We start from the raw sequence: 18,306 nt of genomic DNA on the forward strand, positions 1-18,306 counted from the left end.
ACAGATGAATGAATTAGCCTGCGAACATTGGCAGGAAATATGTGATATGTGTTAAGGCCATTATTTTCCTGCGCAGGTATTTGTTCAAGCGGCTTAACCACAATTCTCCCCCTGCGCAGGGCGATTTGGCACTAAAAAGCCTTTTGCAGCGGGGCTGCCGACCGGCTAAATCTGGTTAATAAAAAAGTATGTTGTAACTAATTCGATTGCGATTAAACCCGGCCGCAGCCGGGTGAATAGACTCCGCTATCAGCAGAGCGGCCTGACGGCGTCGCGCATACCGCGGGTCAGGATAGCGTCAAGGTCAGCGGCGACCTGCTCCACCAGGCCGGGGATCTGGCTGAGATCCTGCTCCCAGTGGGACTCCACGCTGAGCACAGCGGAAACCAGCTCGCGGGTGCATATCTGGCCGTCACGATGGCGGGCCCAAAGCGTCTGGTAGCGCGTCAGCCATTCCGCATCATCCTGTACCGGATAGCTTGTCCCCTCCCGCTCTCCCCGGTAGAAGGCGATCAGCGCCGCCAGGGCGAAGGTCAGGCGCGGCGGCAGCGCGCCATGCGCCTTCTGCCCTGCCAGCAGCTGCGGCAGAATGCGGGTGCGGTATTTGGTCATGCCGTTGAGAGCGATCGAGAGCAGCTGATGTTTGATATAGGGATTACGGAAGCGCCCGGTCACGGCGCTGGCGAATGACACCAGCTCATCGCGCGGCAGATCCAGCACCGGAATAATCTCGTCATAAATCGCCTTTTCGACAAACGCGCAAATTTCCGCATCGTTCATCGCATCGCCGACGGTGTCGATCCCGGCCTGGAAGGCCACCGGCACCAGGGCGGTGTGCGCCCCGTTGAGGATCGCCACTTTGCGCTCTTTATAGGGCTTGATATCGTCCACGATGCGCACATTGAGCGGCAGCTTATCGAGTCGCAGCTCGCTGGCTAATGAGGCGGGCCCCTGAATAACGAACAGATAAAAGTGCTCGGCAGTATCGAGGAAAGCGTCCTGATAGCCGGTTTGCGCCTGCAGAGCCGCCACTTCATCGCGCGGGTAGCCGGTCACTATGCGATCCACCAGCGTGGAACAGAAGGTATTTGCCGACGTCAGCCAGTTGATAAAGGCCTGCGGCAGCTGCCACTCGGAGGCATAGCGCAGCACCAGCGTCTGCAACGCCTCGCCGTTATAATCGATCAGTTCGCAGGGGATGATCACCCATCCCTTATCGGCTGCGCCGGCAAAATGCTGGTAGCGTTCAAACAGCAGGCGGGTCAGTTTTGCCGGATAGCTTACCGGCGGCGCGTCATCAAACCGATCCCCGGCATGGTAGCTGATGCCCGCCTCAGTGGTATTGGAAAAGACAAACCGTATCTGGGGGTTATGCGCCAGACGTAAAAAAGCGTCGTAGTCAGCGTAAGCGCTGATTTCCCGATTGACCGAGCGGATCAGCCGCGCGTCGCTCACCGCTTCGCCCTGCTCGTTGAGACCGCGAATGATGGTGGTATAGAGGCCGTCCTGGGTATTCAGGGAGGGGGGGAAATCGGTGGCGATAGGACGAACGACCACGATGCCAGCATTCAGGTCGGTATGCGTGTTGAGCAGGTCAATCTGCCAGTCAACGAATGCGCGCAGGAAGTTACCTTCTCCAAACTGGATGATACGGTCAGGGTACTGCGCGCCGGGGAAATCACGACGGTTTAACGTTTTCACAATGGGTTCCCTCTAAGAGTAGTCATACAACCTGAGTAATTGGTCCAATAACTTATCAGGTTTTACTACCAGTGAAACCCTGTTTTGATCAAAGGATTCTGTAATAACCGCCGTCAGGGAAGAAACTTATAGAACAGTGAAGTGGCGGTCATCGCACCGTCAGGCATCAGCGCATAGCGCGGAATTTCGCCCACTTTTTCCCAGCCACAGCGGACATAGAACTGTTCCGCCCCGCTGCCGGTCGCCGTGTCCAGCACCAGCACCGTCTTACCTACCCGCCGGGCGGTTTGCTCCAGCTCCGCCATCAGCGCGTTGGCAATCCCCAGGCGACGGGCATTTTGGTGAACCAAAAGTTTGGCCACGTCCGCACGATGGGGCTGGTTTTCCGGTTGGCTGGTGATAAGTTGCACGGTGCCGACGGCACGTTCCTCAGCGTCAAGGGCGGCCAGCACGATGCGCTCCCCGGCCGCCACGCTGTTGGCGACATGTTGCCAGAAGGTCGTCGCCGTCTGCTGACTGAAAGGCAGCATAAAGCTCACCGAGGCGCCGCCGTTCACGCAGCTCGCCAGGATATCGCTTAATGCCGGAAGGTGATGAAGAATATCGTCGCGCGATAACGTGCGCAGTGAAAATGATGTGATCATAATAGCTCCTTGTTTTTGACCACATCACTATATTTTAACCAAGCATTAACACAAGCATAACACTTATAGGATTTTCTTATGGTGCGCTTTCCGTCAGCGTCGGCATACAGATGCGGTTACGGCCTGTCTGTTTGGCTTTGACCATTTCATCGTCCGCCGCCAGCAGCAGCTGGTTAAACAGCTCGGTAATACGGGCCTGGCCCACCTCGCGTGTCTCCAGTCCCATACTGATGGTCAGGTGGATCGGGTTATGTCCCCAACCGAAAGCTTGCGACTCTACGCCGTGGCGGATCTTCTCCGCCAGTAGATAACCCTGCTGGGTGCTGTCGACCACGGCGGCGACCGCAAACTCCTCGCCGCCGATACGGGCGACCATACCCTGCTCGCCCACCAGTTGCCTGACCTGCTGGGCAAACTGAGTCAGTACGCAATCTCCGCCCTCATGGCCCAGGGCATCGTTCACCCTTTTGAAGCCATCGATGTCCAGCACCATCACCGTCAGCAGTTTACCGGCCGGCAAGGCCTGACGTTTCAGCGCCTCGCTCAGCCCGGAACGGGAATAGACCCGGGTCTGGAAATCAAAATCAGCGCGCAGGGCCAGCTGTTTCACCAGCATGTTGATCGCCTCGACGCTGGAGGCGACGATCACCGGGCTTATCAGCATCGCCGCGATCCCCAGGCGAGTGGAGAACAGCTGCCACGGCTGCATTCGCGTATCCGGCGAAAAGTGAATTAACGAGTTGGCCACCAGCAGTATCTCGCCGATGCCGGTGAGAAAGGTCAACAGGCAGGTCAGCGGCAGCGGATAGCGCACGGCGCACCAGATCAGGGCCGGTAACGGGAAGGTAATACTGCCGGCGCCGCCCACCGCCACGCCGAGGGCAATCGACAGCACCAGCGCCAGCGCGGGCAGCAGCTGGCGAAAGCGAAAACCGCTTAACGCGGAGGGCAGCGTCAGGGTCAGAATAAACGGCAGAATAAGCACCGCCGTCGAGAACTGCTCGCTAAACCAGTCCGCCAGCTGGGGAATAAAGGTGGCGCGCTCGACGTCCACCGACCCCAACGCGCCGACCGCTGCGCACAGCAGCGCGGCTAACAGACAGAAACAGAATAAATTAAGCGCGTTAATCGGGCCGGGCATCGAGTCGGCGCGTCGTTTATCCCACAGCACCAGCTGCGCCAGGGTCACAATAAAGACAATATTGGAGAAGTTAATCAGCAATGAGGCAAAGCCCATTCCCCAGCGCGAGGTTAATCCGTCATAGACCAGCATTGCCGCAAAGCAGACGGCATAAAAATAGCTGCGATTAAGCCATACGTAGCGCGCAAAGATCCCGGCCATCACTGCGTTGAGCGGCCAGAAGAAAGAGAGCTCCTGCACCAGACGCAACATCGCGCCCAGAAAATGCAGCAATAGCGTTAACGTAAATAAGACCAGTGCATCGCGCACGGGTTGTTCTTCACGAAACAGCGTAAATGACCGAATCGACAGTGAAGACATTCAGTAATTATCCGTCTAATTGTTTCAGGCAATTATTATGTTAATAGTTAGTTAGCGGATTATCATAACATGAGAATATTTATCAGGCATACTCCGGCGCCGATCAAATGCAAATTAGCGCACAGACGGGCCGTTCATCTGCAGCACCAGCCAGCGGTGGATCACCTGCACAATATAGCGCTGCTCCTGCTCGCTCAGCGCGCGGCCGTAGGGAATGGCGTGCCATTTTTCCAGGCAGCCGCGACAGCAGGTGGCGGTCGCGTGCTGGGCGATAAACACCGGGTGACCGCGCATCGGCGTCTGCTTGCCATCATTGGCCGGCGCGGCGGACGCCAGCCGCTGACGGATAAAATCGGCGGCATGCTGGTCGATGACCTCCGGCCCTTTATCGAGGCAATATTGCCGCTCTTTCATTCCCAGCCGGAAGCGTGAACGAAACGTCGAACGCGCCAGGCGAGCAAACAAGCGATCCTGATCGACCATCAGAACACCGACCTCCCCAGCCGCTGAGTCAGTTTCTCCAGCAGCGCCACGCCGGCCAGGGAGTTCCCCGCCTCGTCAAGCTCCGGGCTCCAGACCGCGATCGCCATCTCCTGGGGCACAATCGCCACAATTCCGCCGCCGACGCCCGATTTCGCCGGCAGACCGACGCGCCAGGCAAACTCGCCGGCGTTCTGGTACATGCCGCTGGTCATCATCAGGGCATTCACCTGGCGGGACTGTATCGGCGCGATAACCGGCGTTTCGAGATGCGGGGCGATGCCGCGGTCGGCGAGAAACAGAAAGGTTCGCGCCAGCTCGACGCAGCTCATCTCCAGCGAACAGTAGTGGAAATAGTTCTGCAGCACGGTGGCGACATCATTATGGAAGTTGCCGAAGGATTTCATCAGCCAGGCGATGGCGGCGTTGCGCGCCGAATGCTCAAACTCAGAGCGGGCCACCAGCGGATCGTAGGCGATATCGGCCACGCCGCTCAGGCGGCGGACAATCTCCAGCATTCGCTGGCGCGGCGCGCTGAGCCGGCTCTGCAGCATGTCGCAGACAACCAGCGCCCCGGCGTTGATAAACGGGTTGCGCGGTTTGCCCTGCTCGATCTCGAGCTGCAGAAGCGAGTTAAAGGGCTGACCGGAGGGATCTTTCCCCACCCGCTGCCAGATCTCCTCTTCCTGATAGTGGTTCATGGCCACCACCAGACTCAATACCTTGGAGATCGACTGGATGGAGAATCGTTCATGGGCATCGCCGGCGGCAAAATGTTGCCCGTCCACCGTACAGATAGCGATGCCAAGCTTATCGCCGCTGACGCTGGCCAGCGCCGGAATATAATCCGCCACTTTACCGCGGCCAATCAGCGGCCTGATTTCTGCCAGAATGGCTTCCAGCATTGCGTTATTGATCACCGTCGCCACACGCGGCTCCTTGCCCACCGTCGAATTTTGGTGGGCGAGTATAGCAGACGAGAACGACGGTCGTCAGGGGCAAACGCAGATTAGCGACGGTCTTTCCAGACGGTCTGCGCATTGCAGAACTCATGCAGGCCAAAATGCGACAGTTCGCGACCAAAACCGCTCTTCTTCACGCCGCCGAAAGCCACCCGGGCGTCGCTGGCGCAGTAGCCGTTAAGGAAGACACCGCCGCACTCCAGCTCGCGGGCAAAGCGCTGGGCCTGCGCCTCGTCGGTGGTGTAGACCGTTGCCGACAGGCCAAATTCGCTGTCGTTAGCGAGGGCCAGCGCATGGTCTGCGTCACGGGCGGTGGTCAGGGTCGCGACCGGACCAAACAGCTCCTGGCGGAAGCCGGTCATGCCGGCGGTGACGTTGCCCAGGACCGTTGGCGCATAGTAATTGCCCGCCCCTTCGATTTTTTCCGCCCCCAGCAGCAGGGTTGCGCCTTCATCGAGGGTCGCCGTTACCTGCTGGTGCAGTTCATCGCGCAGATCGAATCGCGCCATCGGCCCGACGTAATTCTGCTCGTCGCGCGGATCGCCCATCTTCAGCGCCGCGACGGCGTCGACAAATTTGCGGGTGAAGGCCTCGGCAATGCCGGCTTCGAGGATAAAGCGCTTCGATGCGGCGCACACCTGGCCGCTGTTCTGATAGCGGCCGGTGACGGCGGCCTTCACCGCTTCATCCAGATCGGCATCGTTCAAAACGATAAAGGGATCGGATCCCCCCAGCTCGAGCACGCATTTCTTCAACGCTGCGCCCGCCTGAGCGCCAATCGCTTTCCCGGCGCGGACGCTGCCGGTGACGGTCACCGCCGCGATGCGGTCGTCATTGATAATCTGCGAAACGCCGTCATTGGTGGCGTTGACCCAGCCAAACACGCCCTCCGGCAGGCCGGCGGCGGCAAAAATCTCGCCCAGCAGGCGGGCGCTGCCCATCACGTTCGGGGCGTGCTTCAGCAGGTAGCTGTTGCCGGCCAGCAGGATCGGCACCGCGCCGCGCAGCACCTGCCAGACCGGGAAGTTCCACGGCATCACCGCCAGAATGGCCCCCAGCGGACGATATTCGATCACCGCCTGGTTATTTTCCACCAGGGTGGCTTCGGTCGCCAGCATCGCCGGGCCATGTTCGGCATACCAGTCGCAGAGATTGGCGGATTTCGCCACCTCGCCGCGAGCCTGAGCAATCGGTTTGCCCATCTCGAGAGTGATCGTCTGGGCCACCTCTTCACCGCGGGCGCGCAGCTCGGCCCCGATGCGGCGCAGCGCGTCGGCGCGTGCGGCGAGCGGCGTCTGACGCCACTGGCGATAGCCCGCCGCGGCGAGAGCGATAGCCGCGTCGACCTCGCTTTCGTTGGCCCACGGCAGCGAGGAGACCACCTCGCCGGTAGTCGGGTTGACGGAGACGGCGTGCGTTGCAGATAAATTCATCGTTATTCTCTCTCTCGTTGCTTGCGAAGTGAACGTATTCTGGCTTACCTTTCCATTCATTGAAAATGAATAATATTAAGCAACGCATTCACAAAAGAAGAATAGTATGGACCTGACTCAGCTAGAGATGTTTAACGCCGTCGCCAGCACCGGCAGCATTACCCAGGCAGCGCAGAAAGTGCATCGCGTGCCGTCCAACCTCACCACCCGCATCCGCCAGCTGGAGGCGGATCTTGGCGTTGAGCTGTTTATCCGCGAGAACCAGCGGCTGCGCCTCTCGCCCGCGGGCCACAGCTTCTTACGCTACAGCCAGCAGATCCTCGCCCTGGTGGACGAGGCGCGAATGGTAGTGGCGGGCGACGAACCCCAGGGACTCTTCTCTCTCGGTTCTCTGGAGAGCACCGCGGCGGTGCGGATCCCCACCACCCTGGCCCACTTTAATCAGCGCTACCCGAAAATACATCTCGCCCTCTCCACCGGCCCCTCCGGGACGATGATCGACGGCGTGCTGGAGGGAGCCCTGAGCGCCGCGTTCGTTGACGGACCGCTGGTGCACCCGGGCCTGGAGGGGCTGCCGGTGTTCCCTGAAGAGATGATGATCGTCGCCCCCTACGGCCACGCGCCCATCGCCCGCGCCAGCGAAGTGAACGGGGCTAATGTCTACGCTTTTCGCGCCAACTGTTCCTACCGCCGGCATTTTGAGAGCTGGTTCCATGCCGACAGAGCCACTCCGGGCCGGATCCATGAGATGGAGTCTTATCACGGGATGCTGGCCTGCGTGATCGCCGGCGCCGGGCTGGCGCTGATCCCGCGCAGTATGCTGGAGAGTATGCCGGGTCATCAGCAGGTTTCCGCCTGGCCGCTGGCGGAAGAGTGGCGCTGGCTCACCACCTGGCTGGTGTGGCGTCGGGGCGCCAAAACCCGCCAGCTGGAAGCGTTTATAGCGCTGCTGAACGAAGATCGGCAAACAGCGGTTTCTCCATAAAGACGCTGAGCGGATCGGGCTGGTAGGGAGCAAACGCGCAGCGGGTCTGATAGCCGTTGCGCGTATAGAGGGTGATGGCCGCATGCTGATGGATGCCGGTCTCCAGGCGCAGAGTATGGCAGTCGCGCTGGCGCGCTTTCGCCTCCAGGGCCGCCAGCAGTTTTTCTCCCAGCTGTTGCCCACGATGCTGTGGATCAATATAGACCCGCTTCATCTCGCCAAAACCTTCATCGCTGAGGACGATAGCCCCGCAGCCAACGGCTTCGCCCTGCGGACTGCGGATCGCCAGGGCGATCACTGTCTCCGGCGGCTGTTGACCGAGGTCCAGCAGATGGTTGCTCTCCGCCGGGTAGAGTGTCTCCTGCCAGGCGTCGAGGGCGGCAATCAGGGCGGTAAATTCGGCGTCGGTGGGGGCGATGTCGGTGATGGTATACATAGGTGAGCTCCTTTTTTTACGCCACTGTAGCGCGCCCCGGAACGTTTTCCGCCATAGCATTAACTTATATTGCCGCCCGCCACTTGCGCTAACTAACTGAAACGAAGTAACTTTATCCCCTGCCGTCCGTTTTTGAGACCTGAATATGCGCACCAAAGCCCGTAAAGTGATGATTATTGGCGCCGGTAACGTCGGCGCGTCAGCGGCCTACGCCCTGCTCAACCAGAGCATTTGCGAGGAGCTGATCCTCGTCGACCTTAACCAGCCGCGCGCCGAGGCCCACGCTCAGGACCTCAGCGACGCCGCGGCCTATCTGCCGGGGATGATGACCATCTCCACCCGCGAGGCCAGCGACTGCGCCGATGTCGACATCGCGGTGATCACCGTCTCCGGCGGCGCGCTGCGCCCCGGCCAGAGCCGTCTCGATGAACTGACCACTACCGCGAAAATCGTCAAGAGCATTGTGCCGACCATGATGGCCAACGGGTTTAACGGCATCTTCCTGGTGGCCACCAACCCGTGTGACATCATCACCTGGCAGGTATGGCAGCTCTCCGGTCTGCCGCGCAGCCAGGTGCTGGGCACCGGCGTCTGGCTGGATACCACCCGCCTGCGTCGTCTGCTGGCGCAGGAGCTGAACATTGGCGCCCAGAGCATCGACGCTTTTATCCTCGGCGAGCACGGCGATACCCAGTTTCCGGTATGGTCGCACTCCTCGGTATATGGCACGCCGATCGCCGACCTCTACCAGCAACGCACCGGCCGGCCGCTCGACCGGGAGGCGATGGCCGACAAAGTGCGCAAGCTGGGGTTTGAGATCTACGCCGGCAAAGGCTGTACGGAATATGGCGTGGCAGGCACCATCGCCGAGATCTGCCGCAATATTTTTACCGGCAGCCACCGCGCGCTGGCGGTCTCCTGCATTCTTGACGGTGAGTACGGGGTCAGCGGCGCGGCGGCTGGGGTGCCGGCGGTGCTGGCCCAGGGGGGCGTGGAGCAGATTATCGAACTGCGGCTGGCCGGCGAAGAACAGGCGAAGTTCAGCCAGTCGGTTGCGGTGATCAAAGCCAATATCGCGCGTCTGCCCTGACGGCAGACGGCGGCGTCTGGATCAGTCGGCAATGATCAGCTGAGGGGAAAGGGTCACCAGCGCCTCGCGGGTCGCTTCCGGCAGGTGGCCGTCGGTGACGATATCGGTCAACGACTCCAGCGGGGCAATGTTGAAGAGTGACCAGGCGCCGTATTTGGAGCTGTCCGCCAGCAGAATGCGCCGGCGGGCATTGGCCATCAGATCGCGTTTCAGGGCGGCCTTCTCCTCCGTCGGGGCGGTGATCCCTTTCTCAAGGTCCCAGCCGTTGCAGCTGACGAAGGCGAGATCGGGCCAGATGGTCTGCAGCAGGCGGCGGCCGTGATCGCCGATGCACGACTGGCTGCTGTCATCGATGCGCCCGCCGATAATCGTCACTTCAATCTGCTTAAATTCCGACAAAAACAGGGCGATATGTAAATCGCTGGTGATCACCCGCAGCGGCAGATGGGTGATCTGCCGCGCCAGTTCAATCATGGTGGTGCCGGCATCAAGCACAATGGCGTCGCCGGCTTTCACCAGCGCTGCCGCCGCGCTGGCGATCGCCTGCTTTTCCAGCGGGCTGCGCTGGGCTTTCTCCAGCGTCGTCGGCTGGGCAGGAATAAACCGGTTCAACGTCACCCCGCCATGCGTGCGGCTGATCACCCCTTCCTGATCGAGTTTGATCAGGTCGCGGCGAATGGTGGCTGGCGAGGCGTTGGTCGCCGCCACCAGCTGGTCGACTGTCACCAGATTATGGCTTTTCAGGAAGTCCATAATCTGCTCTAACCGGTTATATCCCTTCATGTTATTCCTGCGCGATCTGCATGGCGAGCTCAATGGAGGTTGCCATGCTCTCAGACTTCGCTTTACCTGTCCAGGCAATATCAAACGCGGTGCCATGATCCGCAGAGGTGCGGATAAACGGCAGCCCGGCGGTGATATTGACCCCATCATAGAATCCCAGCAGCTTCAGCGGAATATGCCCCTGGTCGTGATACATCGCCACGACCATGTCGTACATCCCCTCATGACACTGCATAAACACCGTGTCCGGCGGACAGGGGCCGGTTACCTCCACTCCCTGCTCCCGCATGGCGGCAACCGCGGGGGCGACGATGCGGATCTCTTCATCACCAAACAGGCCGTTCTCCCCGGCGTGCGGGTTCACGCCGGCGACCGCAATGCGCGGACGCTGATAGCCGACGCGGCGCAGAAAGCGATCCGCCACGCCAATCACTGTCTCAATCCGCGGCTGGTTGAGGGTGTCAAGGAACTGGCGCAGGGCGATATGGGTGGTGATATGGATTACCTTAAGCTTTTCGGTATACAGCACCATGGCGTAATCGGTGGTTTGCGTCAGGTGGGCCAACAGTTCCGTATGGCCGGGAAAAGCATGCCCCGCCAGATGCAGCGCCTCTTTATTCAACGGCGCGGTGGCGATGGCCGCGACGGCGCCCTCCAGCGCGAGGCGGGTCGCCCGCTTAATGCAGCGAAACGCCAGATCCCCGGCCTGGGCCTGCACTTCGCCAGGACGCAGCCCCTGCGGGTCGCTGAGCGGCTCATCGATGACGTTAATCGTCGCCGGGGCAAAGCTTGCCTCGGCGGGATGGTCAATGATGCGCAGCTCCGCCCGCGGGGTGATGTTCAACGCCAGGATACGCCGCAGCGTCTGCGCGCAGCCCACCACCACCACCGGCGCGCCGCTCAGCGCCCCTTCGGCGAGGGATTTGATAATAATCTCCGGACCAATCCCTGCCGGGTCGCCCATTGTGACTGCAATGATGTTAGACACTCAGTTTCTCCTCAATAAAATTCACAACATGTAATAGCGTGGTGTCGGTGCCGAATCCTCCGGCTTTAGTCATCACCGGCCGCGACCAGCGGCCGCCGAGGAAGTATCCGTATGGGACGCACTCCGCGACCCGGCCGCGGATCTGAAAACCGCTGGCGCCGAGCGCCTGAGCCACGGCGATGGCCACATCGCCACCGGAGAGATACAGCGCACCAGGGGGGCACAGCGCCACCGCCTGTGCCGTAACGTCGGCAAGCCAGGCGCAGATGTGCTCCCCGTAGGCCGCACGGCTGAGACCGCGTTCGCGGCACTGGGCTTCAATCCCGTGCCGGACGGCGTTATTCGGGTGGGTGGTCACCACGCAGTGATCCCCCTCACGCAGCACCTCGGCGATCCGCGAGGCTACCTCCTTCGGCGATCCGCTAAAGGCCTGTTCGACATCAATTTCGATCTTTCTCACTCGGGAATGAGCCTGCAGCGCAGCGACCTGGCGCTGCGCCATCTCGCTCATCGAGCCGACCACCGCCAGCAGCGGCCCCTGCTCGCTGCGGCGCAGGCGGCGCGCCAGCGCCTCGCAAAGGCCTGCCGAGCCGACCAGCAGGGTCTCCTGCGCATGAGGAGCGACGGCGTCAATAACCTGATCCAGATGACGCTCTTCCCAGGCGTCGATAATCAGTACCTGCCTCGCTTCGCCTGCCGTCGCTAACGCTCCCGGAAGCTGGGCGGCGCTCAGCGACCGGCTCGGCAGCCGGCTCTGCATGGCGAGAATGCCGGCAATATCCGCCCGGCTAACCGGCGTCTTCGGATCGCTGGCAAATTCGGTGTGATCGAGGGGTATCCCGTGTACATAGCAGCGTCCATCCCGGGTATGCCGCCCGGCCGCCGGGTAAGCCGGCGCCACAACCGCCACCCGGCAGCCCTGCGCCGTCATCATCGCTTCCAGTTCGGCGCCGGGGTTGCCGCGCAGCGTGGAGTCGATCTTCTTTATCTGCCAGCGCGGGGCGAATCGCGCCGCGCCGCGCAGCAGAGCGGTGACCTTGTCGGCGGCCGCGCCGGCGGTCATCGCCCGGCTGTCGCTGTTGAGTATTAACGCCCGGGCGGATGACGCCTGCCCGGCGGAGAATGCCACTTCTACCGACATGCCCGCCTCCGCCAGGCTGACCCCGGCGTCATTGGCTCCGGTAAAGTCATCTGCCAGCACCAGCACGCTGTTATTGCCGTCTTTCATTGTCCTGCCTTCTGGTCGTTGTAAACGTTGCAAACCTGAAATTGATTATATTCAATCATATTTGATTAAATGTGAGCAAGCTCAAGTTATTAAACCGCCGTATAAATTATAACTTTTCCCCACCAGACGAGTAGAACGACTCGTGAATGATTGAATTCAATCAACCACTACCAAGGAGAAACGCGTGGCGACGATACACAGCACGATCATCAGCGGGGCTGGCGCCTCATCGGCCCTGCTCCCGCTGCTGGCAGATAAAACCCGTATCCTGCTGGTGACCGACCAGAACGTCGGGGCGCTGGAGGCGACCCGGGCGATCCATCGCCTGCTGGCGGCTGACGGGCGCCAGGTTGAGGTCATTAACAGTGTGCCTGCCGAGCCCAGTCATCAGGATGTGGCGGAGATCGTCAGCCAGCTGGGCGCTTCTCAACCGCAGATGGTCGTCGGCATTGGCGGTGGGAGCGTACTGGACGTGGCGAAACTGCTGTCGGTGCTGCTGCATCCGCAAGCCCCCACTCTGACGGCCCTGCTGGCGGGTGAACAGCCGCAACGACGGCTATGCTCCCTGCTGATCCCTGCCACCGCCGGGACCGGCTCCGAAGCAACGCCGAACGCTATTCTGGCGATCCCCGAGCAGCAGACCAAAGTGGGGATCATCTCCCCGGTGCTGCTCCCGGACTACGTCGCCCTGCTGCCGGAGCTGACCACCAGCATGCCGGCCAGCATCGCAGCCTCGACCGGGATCGATGCTCTGTGCCATCTGCTGGAGTGTTTCACCTCCACCGTGGCCAACCCGGTAAGCGATAACGCGGCGTTAATCGGTTTACACAAGCTGGTGCGTCATATCGAACGCTCGGTGGATCAGCCGCAGGATCTGACGGCGAAGCTGGAGATGCTCTGGGCCTCGTGGTACGGCGGCGCGGCGATCAACTATGCCGGCACCCATCTGGTGCATGCGCTCTCCTATCCGCTCGGCGGCACCTGGCACCTGCCGCACGGGGTGGCCAACGCCATTCTGCTGGCGCCCTGCATGCGGGTGGTCCGCCCCCACGCGGTGGCGAAGTTCGCTCAGGTCTGGGATCTGATCCCCGACGCGGACCTCACCCTCAGCGAGGAAGAGAAATCCCATGCGCTGGTGGCATGGCTGGCGGCGCTGGTCAAACGCTTACCGCTGCCCGATAACCTCGCCGCGCTCGGCGTTCCCGCAGACAGTATCCCCGCCCTCAGCGCGGCGGCGCAGAACGTGAAGCGCCTGATGAATAACGCCCCCTGCAGCGTCAGCCGTGAAGAGATCGCGGCTATCTACCAGACGCTGTTTCCGGAACATGCCTAACAGGAGAAAGTCAAATGAGGAGAGCCATTAGCGGCGTACTCACCGCCATCGTTACCCCCTTTACCACTGAGGGAGCCCTTAACCTGCCAGCGCTGCAGCAGCAGGTGCAGCGCCAGATCGCCGCGGGCAACGGCATATTCTGCGGCGGCACCAACGGCGAGTTTTTTGTCCTCAATGAGGAAGAGAAGATCGCCGTCGCCAGAACCTGCGTGGAGGCGGCCGCCGGTCGCGCGCCGGTGGTAGCCCACATCGGGGAGGTTTCCACGCGGGAGACCCGCCGGCTTGGCCAGCAGATCGCCCGCCTCGGGGTTGACGCGGTATCGGCCATTACCCCGTGGTTCGTGCCCCTGAAGCAGGAAGAGCTGATAAACCACTATACGGCAATCGCCGACGCCCTGAGCGTCCCGCTCTTTCTTTACAACATTCCCGCCCGCACCGGTAACACCCTTGCGCCGGAGACAGCGCGTAAGCTGGCGCAGCACGACAATATCATTGGCATCAAGGATAGCGCCGGCAGCTACGACAGTCTGAAAGGCTTTCTTGACGCGGTACGCGACATTGACGGTTTCGACGTTCTCAACGGCCCGGACTCGCTTATCCATCAGGGGTTTGTCGACGGCTGCTCAGCCTGCATCTCGGGGCTTGCCAACGTCGCGCCTGCCGAGATCAACGCTATCTGGTCGCTGTTCCATGCTGGAGATATCGCCGGATCGCGCCAGGCGCAGGAGCGGGTAACGGGCCTGCGCACCGACCTTTACAAGGTAGCGTTCTCACCCGCGGCGGTGAAAAAAGCGCTGCAGCTGATGGGCCATGAGGTGGGCGACAGCCGCTACGCGGTGCAGTTTAGTGACCAGCAGCTGCAAGAAATACGCGGCATCATTGCCCGTTATTTAGCGTAATACCCGCTGCGTTTCGTAAATAAAACAGACCGGGTACTGCCGTACCCAGGATTCGTACGCCCAGAGAGAGGCTAAGATGAATCATTTTACCGCTGAAGATACCTTTATTATTGTCGGCATTGTCATTGCCTATATTCTGTTTACCACCTGGCTGACATTCCGTATTCGTAGTAAGAATTCCGGGGATTTTATGGAAGGCTCGCGCGCCATGCCGGCCTTTATTGTCGGTATATTACTGATGTCGGAATATATTGGCGCCAAATCAACCATCGGTACCGCTCAGGCCGCCTTTGAGAGCGGAATTGCCGCCTCATGGTCCGTGCTGGGGGCGGCCATCGGCTTCCCGCTGTTCGGTTTGATTCTGGTAAAGCGCATCTATAACACCGGGAAAATCACCATATCCGGGGCTATCGCTGAGAAATATGGCACCAGTACCAAAAATATTATCTCCCTGATCATGATTTATGCGCTGTTGCTGGTTAACGTAGGCAACTACGTCAGCGGCGCTGCGGCTATTTCCACCGTCTTAAAAGTCAACTTACCCGTGGCCGCCTTTATTACCGCCATCGTCAGTACCTTCTATTTCGCCTTCGGCGGCATGAAAGGCGTCGCCTGGGTCACCATGTTACACAGCGCGTTAAAATACGCTGGTCTGCTGATCATTCTGGGTTTTGCTCTGTCCAAAACCGGCGGCTTCACGCCGATGATTGAGAAGATGCCGGATTACTACTGGACGTGGGATGGCAACATTGGCGCTGGCACTATCTTCGCCTGGCTTATCGGCACTATCGGCTCCATCTTCTGCACCCAGTTTGTTATCCAGGCGATCAGCTCCACCAAAGACGTCCGGTCAGCAAAGCGCTCCACGTGGATCGCCTTCTTTTTCTGCCTGCCCATCGCCCTTGCCATCGCCATCATCGGCGTGGCGGCGAAGTATCTGCATCCAGAAATCAACAGCCTGTACGCCCTGCCGGTATTTCTGCAGGACATGAATCCCTGGCTGGCGGGACTCGTGACAACGTCACTTGTGGCCTCGATATTCGTCAGCGTAAGTACCGTTGCTCTGGCCATTGCCTCGCTGGTGGTGAAAGATTTCTACGTACCATGGCGTAACCCAACTCCGGACCAGGAGTTCAGAGCCACGCGCTGGGCATCGTTAATTATCGGCTTCCTGCCGCTGATCTTTGTGCTGCTGGTGCCGGAAGTGCTGAAACTCTCCTTCTTCACCCGCGCCATCCGCCTGTCCATTACCGTAGTAGCGGTCATCGCCTTCTATGCCCCCTTCTTCAGGAGCACCCGCGGCGCCAATGCCGGTCTGATCGGCGCCTGCGTGGTGACCTCCGTCTGGTATTTACTTGGCGATCCGTTCGGCATCAATAACATGTATATCGCCCTGGCGACCCCGGCGATCATTATGGTCATCGATCGCCTGATCCCGAATAAATCACAATCATCCCCTGCCCCTGTTGAGCAACGTGGAGTCTAAAACATGTCCGCAATTCCTTCTTTCGACGGCGTCATTCGCCAGCACCAGCAAGATGAACATATCGCATGGGCGATGCTCCCCAACGCCTGCCCGCAAAATCATGCCGCCAACCTGCTTCAGCTGGAAGATGGCTGCCTGATGTGCGTCTGGTTCGGCGGCTCCCAGGAGGGGAAAGCCGACATTTCGATCTGGGGTTCGCGGTTAGCCCCCGGCAGCGATCGCTGGAGCGAAGCGGTTAAGCTCTCCGACGATCCTGACCGCTCGGAACAAAATCCGGTGCTGTTTCAGGCGCCGGACCAGGTAGTGTGGCTGTTATGGACGGCGCAATTCGCCGGCAACCAGGATACCGCCATTGTGCGCTACCGCCAGTCACACGACGGCGGGCAAAGCTGGGGACCCATCGATACCCTGTTGGATCAGCCCGGTACCTTTATTCGCCAGCCGATTAGCGTCATGCCTGACGGCAGCTGGCTGCTGCCGGTGTTTTACTGCCGCACTGCACCCGGCGAGAAATGGGTGGGTAACAATGACGTCAGCGCGGTGAAGATCTCCTCCGACGGCGGCAGAAGCTGGCGCGACGTGGCGGTCCCGGAGAGTCTTGGCTGCGTCCATATGAGCATCACCGCGCATCCCGACGGCGGACTGGCGGCCTTCTTTCGCAGTCGCTGGGCGGATCACATCTGGTTCAGCCGCTCCAGCGACCAGGGTGAAAGCTGGTCTGCGCCGGTGCCAACGACGCTGCCGAACAACAACTCGTCCATTCAGGCGACGACTCTCGACAATGGCGAACTGGCGCTGGTGTTTAATAATATGAGCGCCGCCGGGGCCACCGAACGCCGAGCCTCACTGTACGATGAAATTGCGGATGACGATGGCCGTAAGGAGCCGGAAACAACCGGAAAAAGCGCCTTCTGGGGCGCGCCCCGCGCGCCGATGACGGTGGCGATCTCGCCTGACGGCGGCAAAAGCTGGCCGTGGCTGCGTAATCTTGACGAGGGTGACGGCTACTGCATGACCAATAATTCGGAGCAGAAGCTGAACCGGGAGTTCTCCTACCCCAGCATCAAACAGGGAGCAGACGGTAATTTGCATATCGCCTACACCTGGTACCGCCAGGCGATCAAGTATGTTCGCGTTTCGCCACAGTGGGTGAAAGGAGAAAGCGCATGATTATCGGTACCCTGCAGGCGCTGCACCAGGCTGGTCTGCCGCCAGCGTTAAAGCAGATTTTGAGCAGCGAGGACTGTTCGCTGGCCGCCCTGAGCGCCAGAGAGGATGGCCGCTTCCAGCCCGACGGCGCGCCGTGGTTCTGCACCCTCGGCGTGGCGCAAACCCAGCCTGCGGCCGAGCGGCATACGGAATATCATCGCCAGTGGGCGGATATTCAGGTCATCCTGGCCGGCGAGGAGCGGATCCAGGCGGGCATGGCTGCCGTGATGCGCCCGCAGGATAATGAGCTTAAGCCTGACCTCTATCTCTGTCAGCCGGCCCCGGAGAGTGTCTCTATTCTGCTGCGTCCCGGCGACTTCGCGGTCTTTTACCCCGGCGAACCGCACCAGGCGCTGTGTGCGGTTTCGACGCCAGCGCCGGTCAGAAAGGCGGTATTCAAGATACCGGCAGCGATGCTGGAGGCGCAATGAAGCGGGCCATAGTCACCGGGGCCAGTTCCGGGATCGGCGCCGCGGTGGTGAGGCGATTGCTGGAGGACGGCTGGCAGGTGGTCGGCATGAGCCGTTCGCTGCCGCCCTTCTCACAGCCGAACTTTCGCCATCTGGAGGTCGATGTCAGCCAACGCAGCGCGCTGCTGGCGGCGCTGGAACAGATTGAGCCTCCTCAGGCCATCATCCACGCCGCGGGTTCGATGACCGCCGCGCCCCTGGGCAATCTTGATCCACTGCGCGGCGAGTCGCTGTGGCGTTTACATGTCGACGCGGCCCAAACGCTGGTCAATCACTTCGCCCCGGCCATGGAGCCGGGCGGTAGGGTTGTTCTGCTGGGAAGCCGAACATCACGAGGCGCAGCGGGTCGTTCCCAGTATACGGCCACCAAAGCCGCGCTGGTCGCCCTTGCCAGAAGCTGGGCGGCAGAGCTGGCGCCCGCAGGGGTGACGGTCAACGTGGTGGCGCCCGGGGCAACCGATACGCCGATGCTCCATCAGCCTGGCAGGGAAAGCTCTCCGCCGCGGCTGCCGCCGCTGGGGCGGCTCATTACCCCGCAGGAGGTGGTCTCGCTGATAAGCTGGTTATTGAGTGAGGGCGCATCGGCGATGACCGGACAGGAGCTGGTGATGTGCGGTGGCGCCTCCCTTGCCTGATGACGCACGCCGCGCCGTCCCCGGACAACGGAACGACGCGGCG

18 protein-coding genes are annotated in these 18,306 nt (G+C 60.8%); 8 read left to right on the top strand and 10 right to left on the bottom strand.

Annotated features, from left to right (window positions below; translation table 11 throughout):
- Nucleotides 1–249: 249 nt before the first annotated feature.
- The 6 genes from LGM20_RS13095 to sad form a co-directional block, all read right to left on the bottom strand.
- The gene (locus LGM20_RS13095; RefSeq protein ID WP_044522956.1) at nt 250–1,701 is read right to left on the bottom strand and encodes a tagaturonate reductase; all 1,452 of its coding nucleotides are present in this window, start codon (nt 1,699–1,701) and stop codon (nt 250–252) included.
- Nucleotides 1,702–1,814: 113 nt separating this feature from the next.
- A complete protein-coding gene (locus tag LGM20_RS13100; protein ID WP_044522953.1) occupies nt 1,815–2,345 on the bottom strand; it encodes a GNAT family N-acetyltransferase in 531 nt (176 codons plus the stop codon).
- A gap of 76 nt (nt 2,346–2,421) precedes the next feature.
- A complete protein-coding gene (locus tag LGM20_RS13105; protein ID WP_044522938.1) occupies nt 2,422–3,846 on the bottom strand; it encodes a GGDEF domain-containing protein in 1,425 nt (474 codons plus the stop codon).
- A gap of 114 nt (nt 3,847–3,960) precedes the next feature.
- Entirely contained in the window at nt 3,961–4,329 is a 369-nt protein-coding gene (locus tag LGM20_RS13110) for a DUF4186 domain-containing protein (protein ID WP_044522935.1), read from the bottom strand.
- Nucleotides 4,329–5,231 carry a glutaminase B gene (gene glsB / locus LGM20_RS13115; RefSeq protein WP_152842594.1) on the bottom strand — a complete coding sequence of 301 codons (903 nt, stop codon included), beginning with the start codon at nt 5,229–5,231 and terminating at the stop codon, nt 4,329–4,331. Before glsB ends, LGM20_RS13110 begins: the two co-directional genes overlap by 1 nt.
- A 104-nt stretch (nt 5,232–5,335) precedes the next feature.
- A complete protein-coding gene (gene sad, locus LGM20_RS13120) occupies nt 5,336–6,721 on the bottom strand; it encodes a succinate-semialdehyde dehydrogenase (RefSeq protein ID WP_044522931.1) in 1,386 nt (461 codons plus the stop codon).
- 106 nt (nt 6,722–6,827) lie between these two features.
- On the opposite strand from sad, the gene ptrR reads away from it, so the two are divergent.
- The gene (gene ptrR, locus LGM20_RS13125) at nt 6,828–7,706 is read left to right on the top strand and encodes a putrescine utilization regulator PtrR (RefSeq protein ID WP_023289635.1); all 879 of its coding nucleotides are present in this window, start codon (nt 6,828–6,830) and stop codon (nt 7,704–7,706) included.
- Here the strand turns inward: ptrR and LGM20_RS13130 are convergent.
- The gene (locus LGM20_RS13130; RefSeq protein ID WP_044522930.1) at nt 7,660–8,142 is read right to left on the bottom strand and encodes a GNAT family N-acetyltransferase; all 483 of its coding nucleotides are present in this window, start codon (nt 8,140–8,142) and stop codon (nt 7,660–7,662) included. The genes ptrR and LGM20_RS13130 overlap by 47 nt on opposite strands.
- A 145-nt stretch (nt 8,143–8,287) precedes the next feature.
- Here LGM20_RS13130 and LGM20_RS13135 point away from each other — a divergent pair, with 145 nt between their 5' ends.
- Nucleotides 8,288–9,232 carry an L-lactate dehydrogenase gene (locus tag LGM20_RS13135; protein ID WP_044522927.1) on the top strand — a complete coding sequence of 315 codons (945 nt, stop codon included), beginning with the start codon at nt 8,288–8,290 and terminating at the stop codon, nt 9,230–9,232.
- A 21-nt stretch (nt 9,233–9,253) separates the two neighbouring features.
- Here the strand turns inward: LGM20_RS13135 and LGM20_RS13140 are convergent, their stop codons facing one another.
- From LGM20_RS13140 to dtnK, 3 genes are read right to left on the bottom strand one after another with little or no spacing between them, the layout of a single operon-like run.
- Nucleotides 9,254–10,015, bottom strand: coding sequence for a DeoR/GlpR family DNA-binding transcription regulator (locus tag LGM20_RS13140; protein WP_023289632.1), 762 nt, complete (start codon nt 10,013–10,015; stop codon nt 9,254–9,256).
- Nucleotide 10,016: 1 nt separating this feature from the next.
- Nucleotides 10,017–11,003, bottom strand: coding sequence for a D-threonate 4-phosphate dehydrogenase (locus LGM20_RS13145; protein WP_044522925.1), 987 nt, complete (start codon nt 11,001–11,003; stop codon nt 10,017–10,019).
- Nucleotides 10,996–12,231: a D-threonate kinase gene (gene dtnK, locus LGM20_RS13150; RefSeq protein ID WP_044522923.1), complete on the bottom strand. Its 1,236-nt coding sequence runs from the start codon at nt 12,229–12,231 to the stop codon at nt 10,996–10,998. Before dtnK ends, LGM20_RS13145 begins: the two co-directional genes overlap by 8 nt.
- Nucleotides 12,232–12,415: 184 nt before the next feature.
- Here dtnK and LGM20_RS13155 point away from each other — a divergent pair, with 184 nt between their 5' ends.
- The 6 genes from LGM20_RS13155 (at nt 12,416) to LGM20_RS13180 (ending at nt 18,263) form a co-directional block, all read left to right on the top strand.
- The gene (locus tag LGM20_RS13155; protein WP_044522920.1) at nt 12,416–13,564 is read left to right on the top strand and encodes an iron-containing alcohol dehydrogenase; all 1,149 of its coding nucleotides are present in this window, start codon (nt 12,416–12,418) and stop codon (nt 13,562–13,564) included.
- Between the two features lie 14 nt (nt 13,565–13,578).
- Nucleotides 13,579–14,463 carry a dihydrodipicolinate synthase family protein gene (locus tag LGM20_RS13160; protein ID WP_032452779.1) on the top strand — a complete coding sequence of 295 codons (885 nt, stop codon included), beginning with the start codon at nt 13,579–13,581 and terminating at the stop codon, nt 14,461–14,463.
- Nucleotides 14,464–14,539: 76 nt separating this feature from the next.
- Entirely contained in the window at nt 14,540–15,949 is a 1,410-nt protein-coding gene (locus tag LGM20_RS13165; RefSeq protein WP_032452778.1) for a sodium:solute symporter family protein, read from the top strand.
- A gap of 3 nt (nt 15,950–15,952) precedes the next feature.
- Nucleotides 15,953–17,119: a sialidase family protein gene (locus tag LGM20_RS13170; protein ID WP_044522918.1), complete on the top strand. Its 1,167-nt coding sequence runs from the start codon at nt 15,953–15,955 to the stop codon at nt 17,117–17,119.
- The gene (locus tag LGM20_RS13175) at nt 17,116–17,589 is read left to right on the top strand and encodes a NanQ anomerase/TabA/YiaL family protein (RefSeq protein WP_044522915.1); all 474 of its coding nucleotides are present in this window, start codon (nt 17,116–17,118) and stop codon (nt 17,587–17,589) included. Before LGM20_RS13170 ends, LGM20_RS13175 begins: the two co-directional genes overlap by 4 nt.
- Complete coding sequence (locus tag LGM20_RS13180) at nt 17,586–18,263, top strand: SDR family NAD(P)-dependent oxidoreductase (protein WP_044522913.1); 678 nt, start codon at nt 17,586–17,588, stop codon at nt 18,261–18,263. The genes LGM20_RS13175 and LGM20_RS13180 overlap by 4 nt, the downstream gene beginning before the upstream one ends.
- Nucleotides 18,264–18,306 lie beyond the last annotated feature (43 nt).

Source organism: Klebsiella quasipneumoniae subsp. quasipneumoniae, assembly GCF_020525925.1.
In the GTDB taxonomy this organism is placed as follows: domain Bacteria; phylum Pseudomonadota; class Gammaproteobacteria; order Enterobacterales; family Enterobacteriaceae; genus Klebsiella; species Klebsiella quasipneumoniae.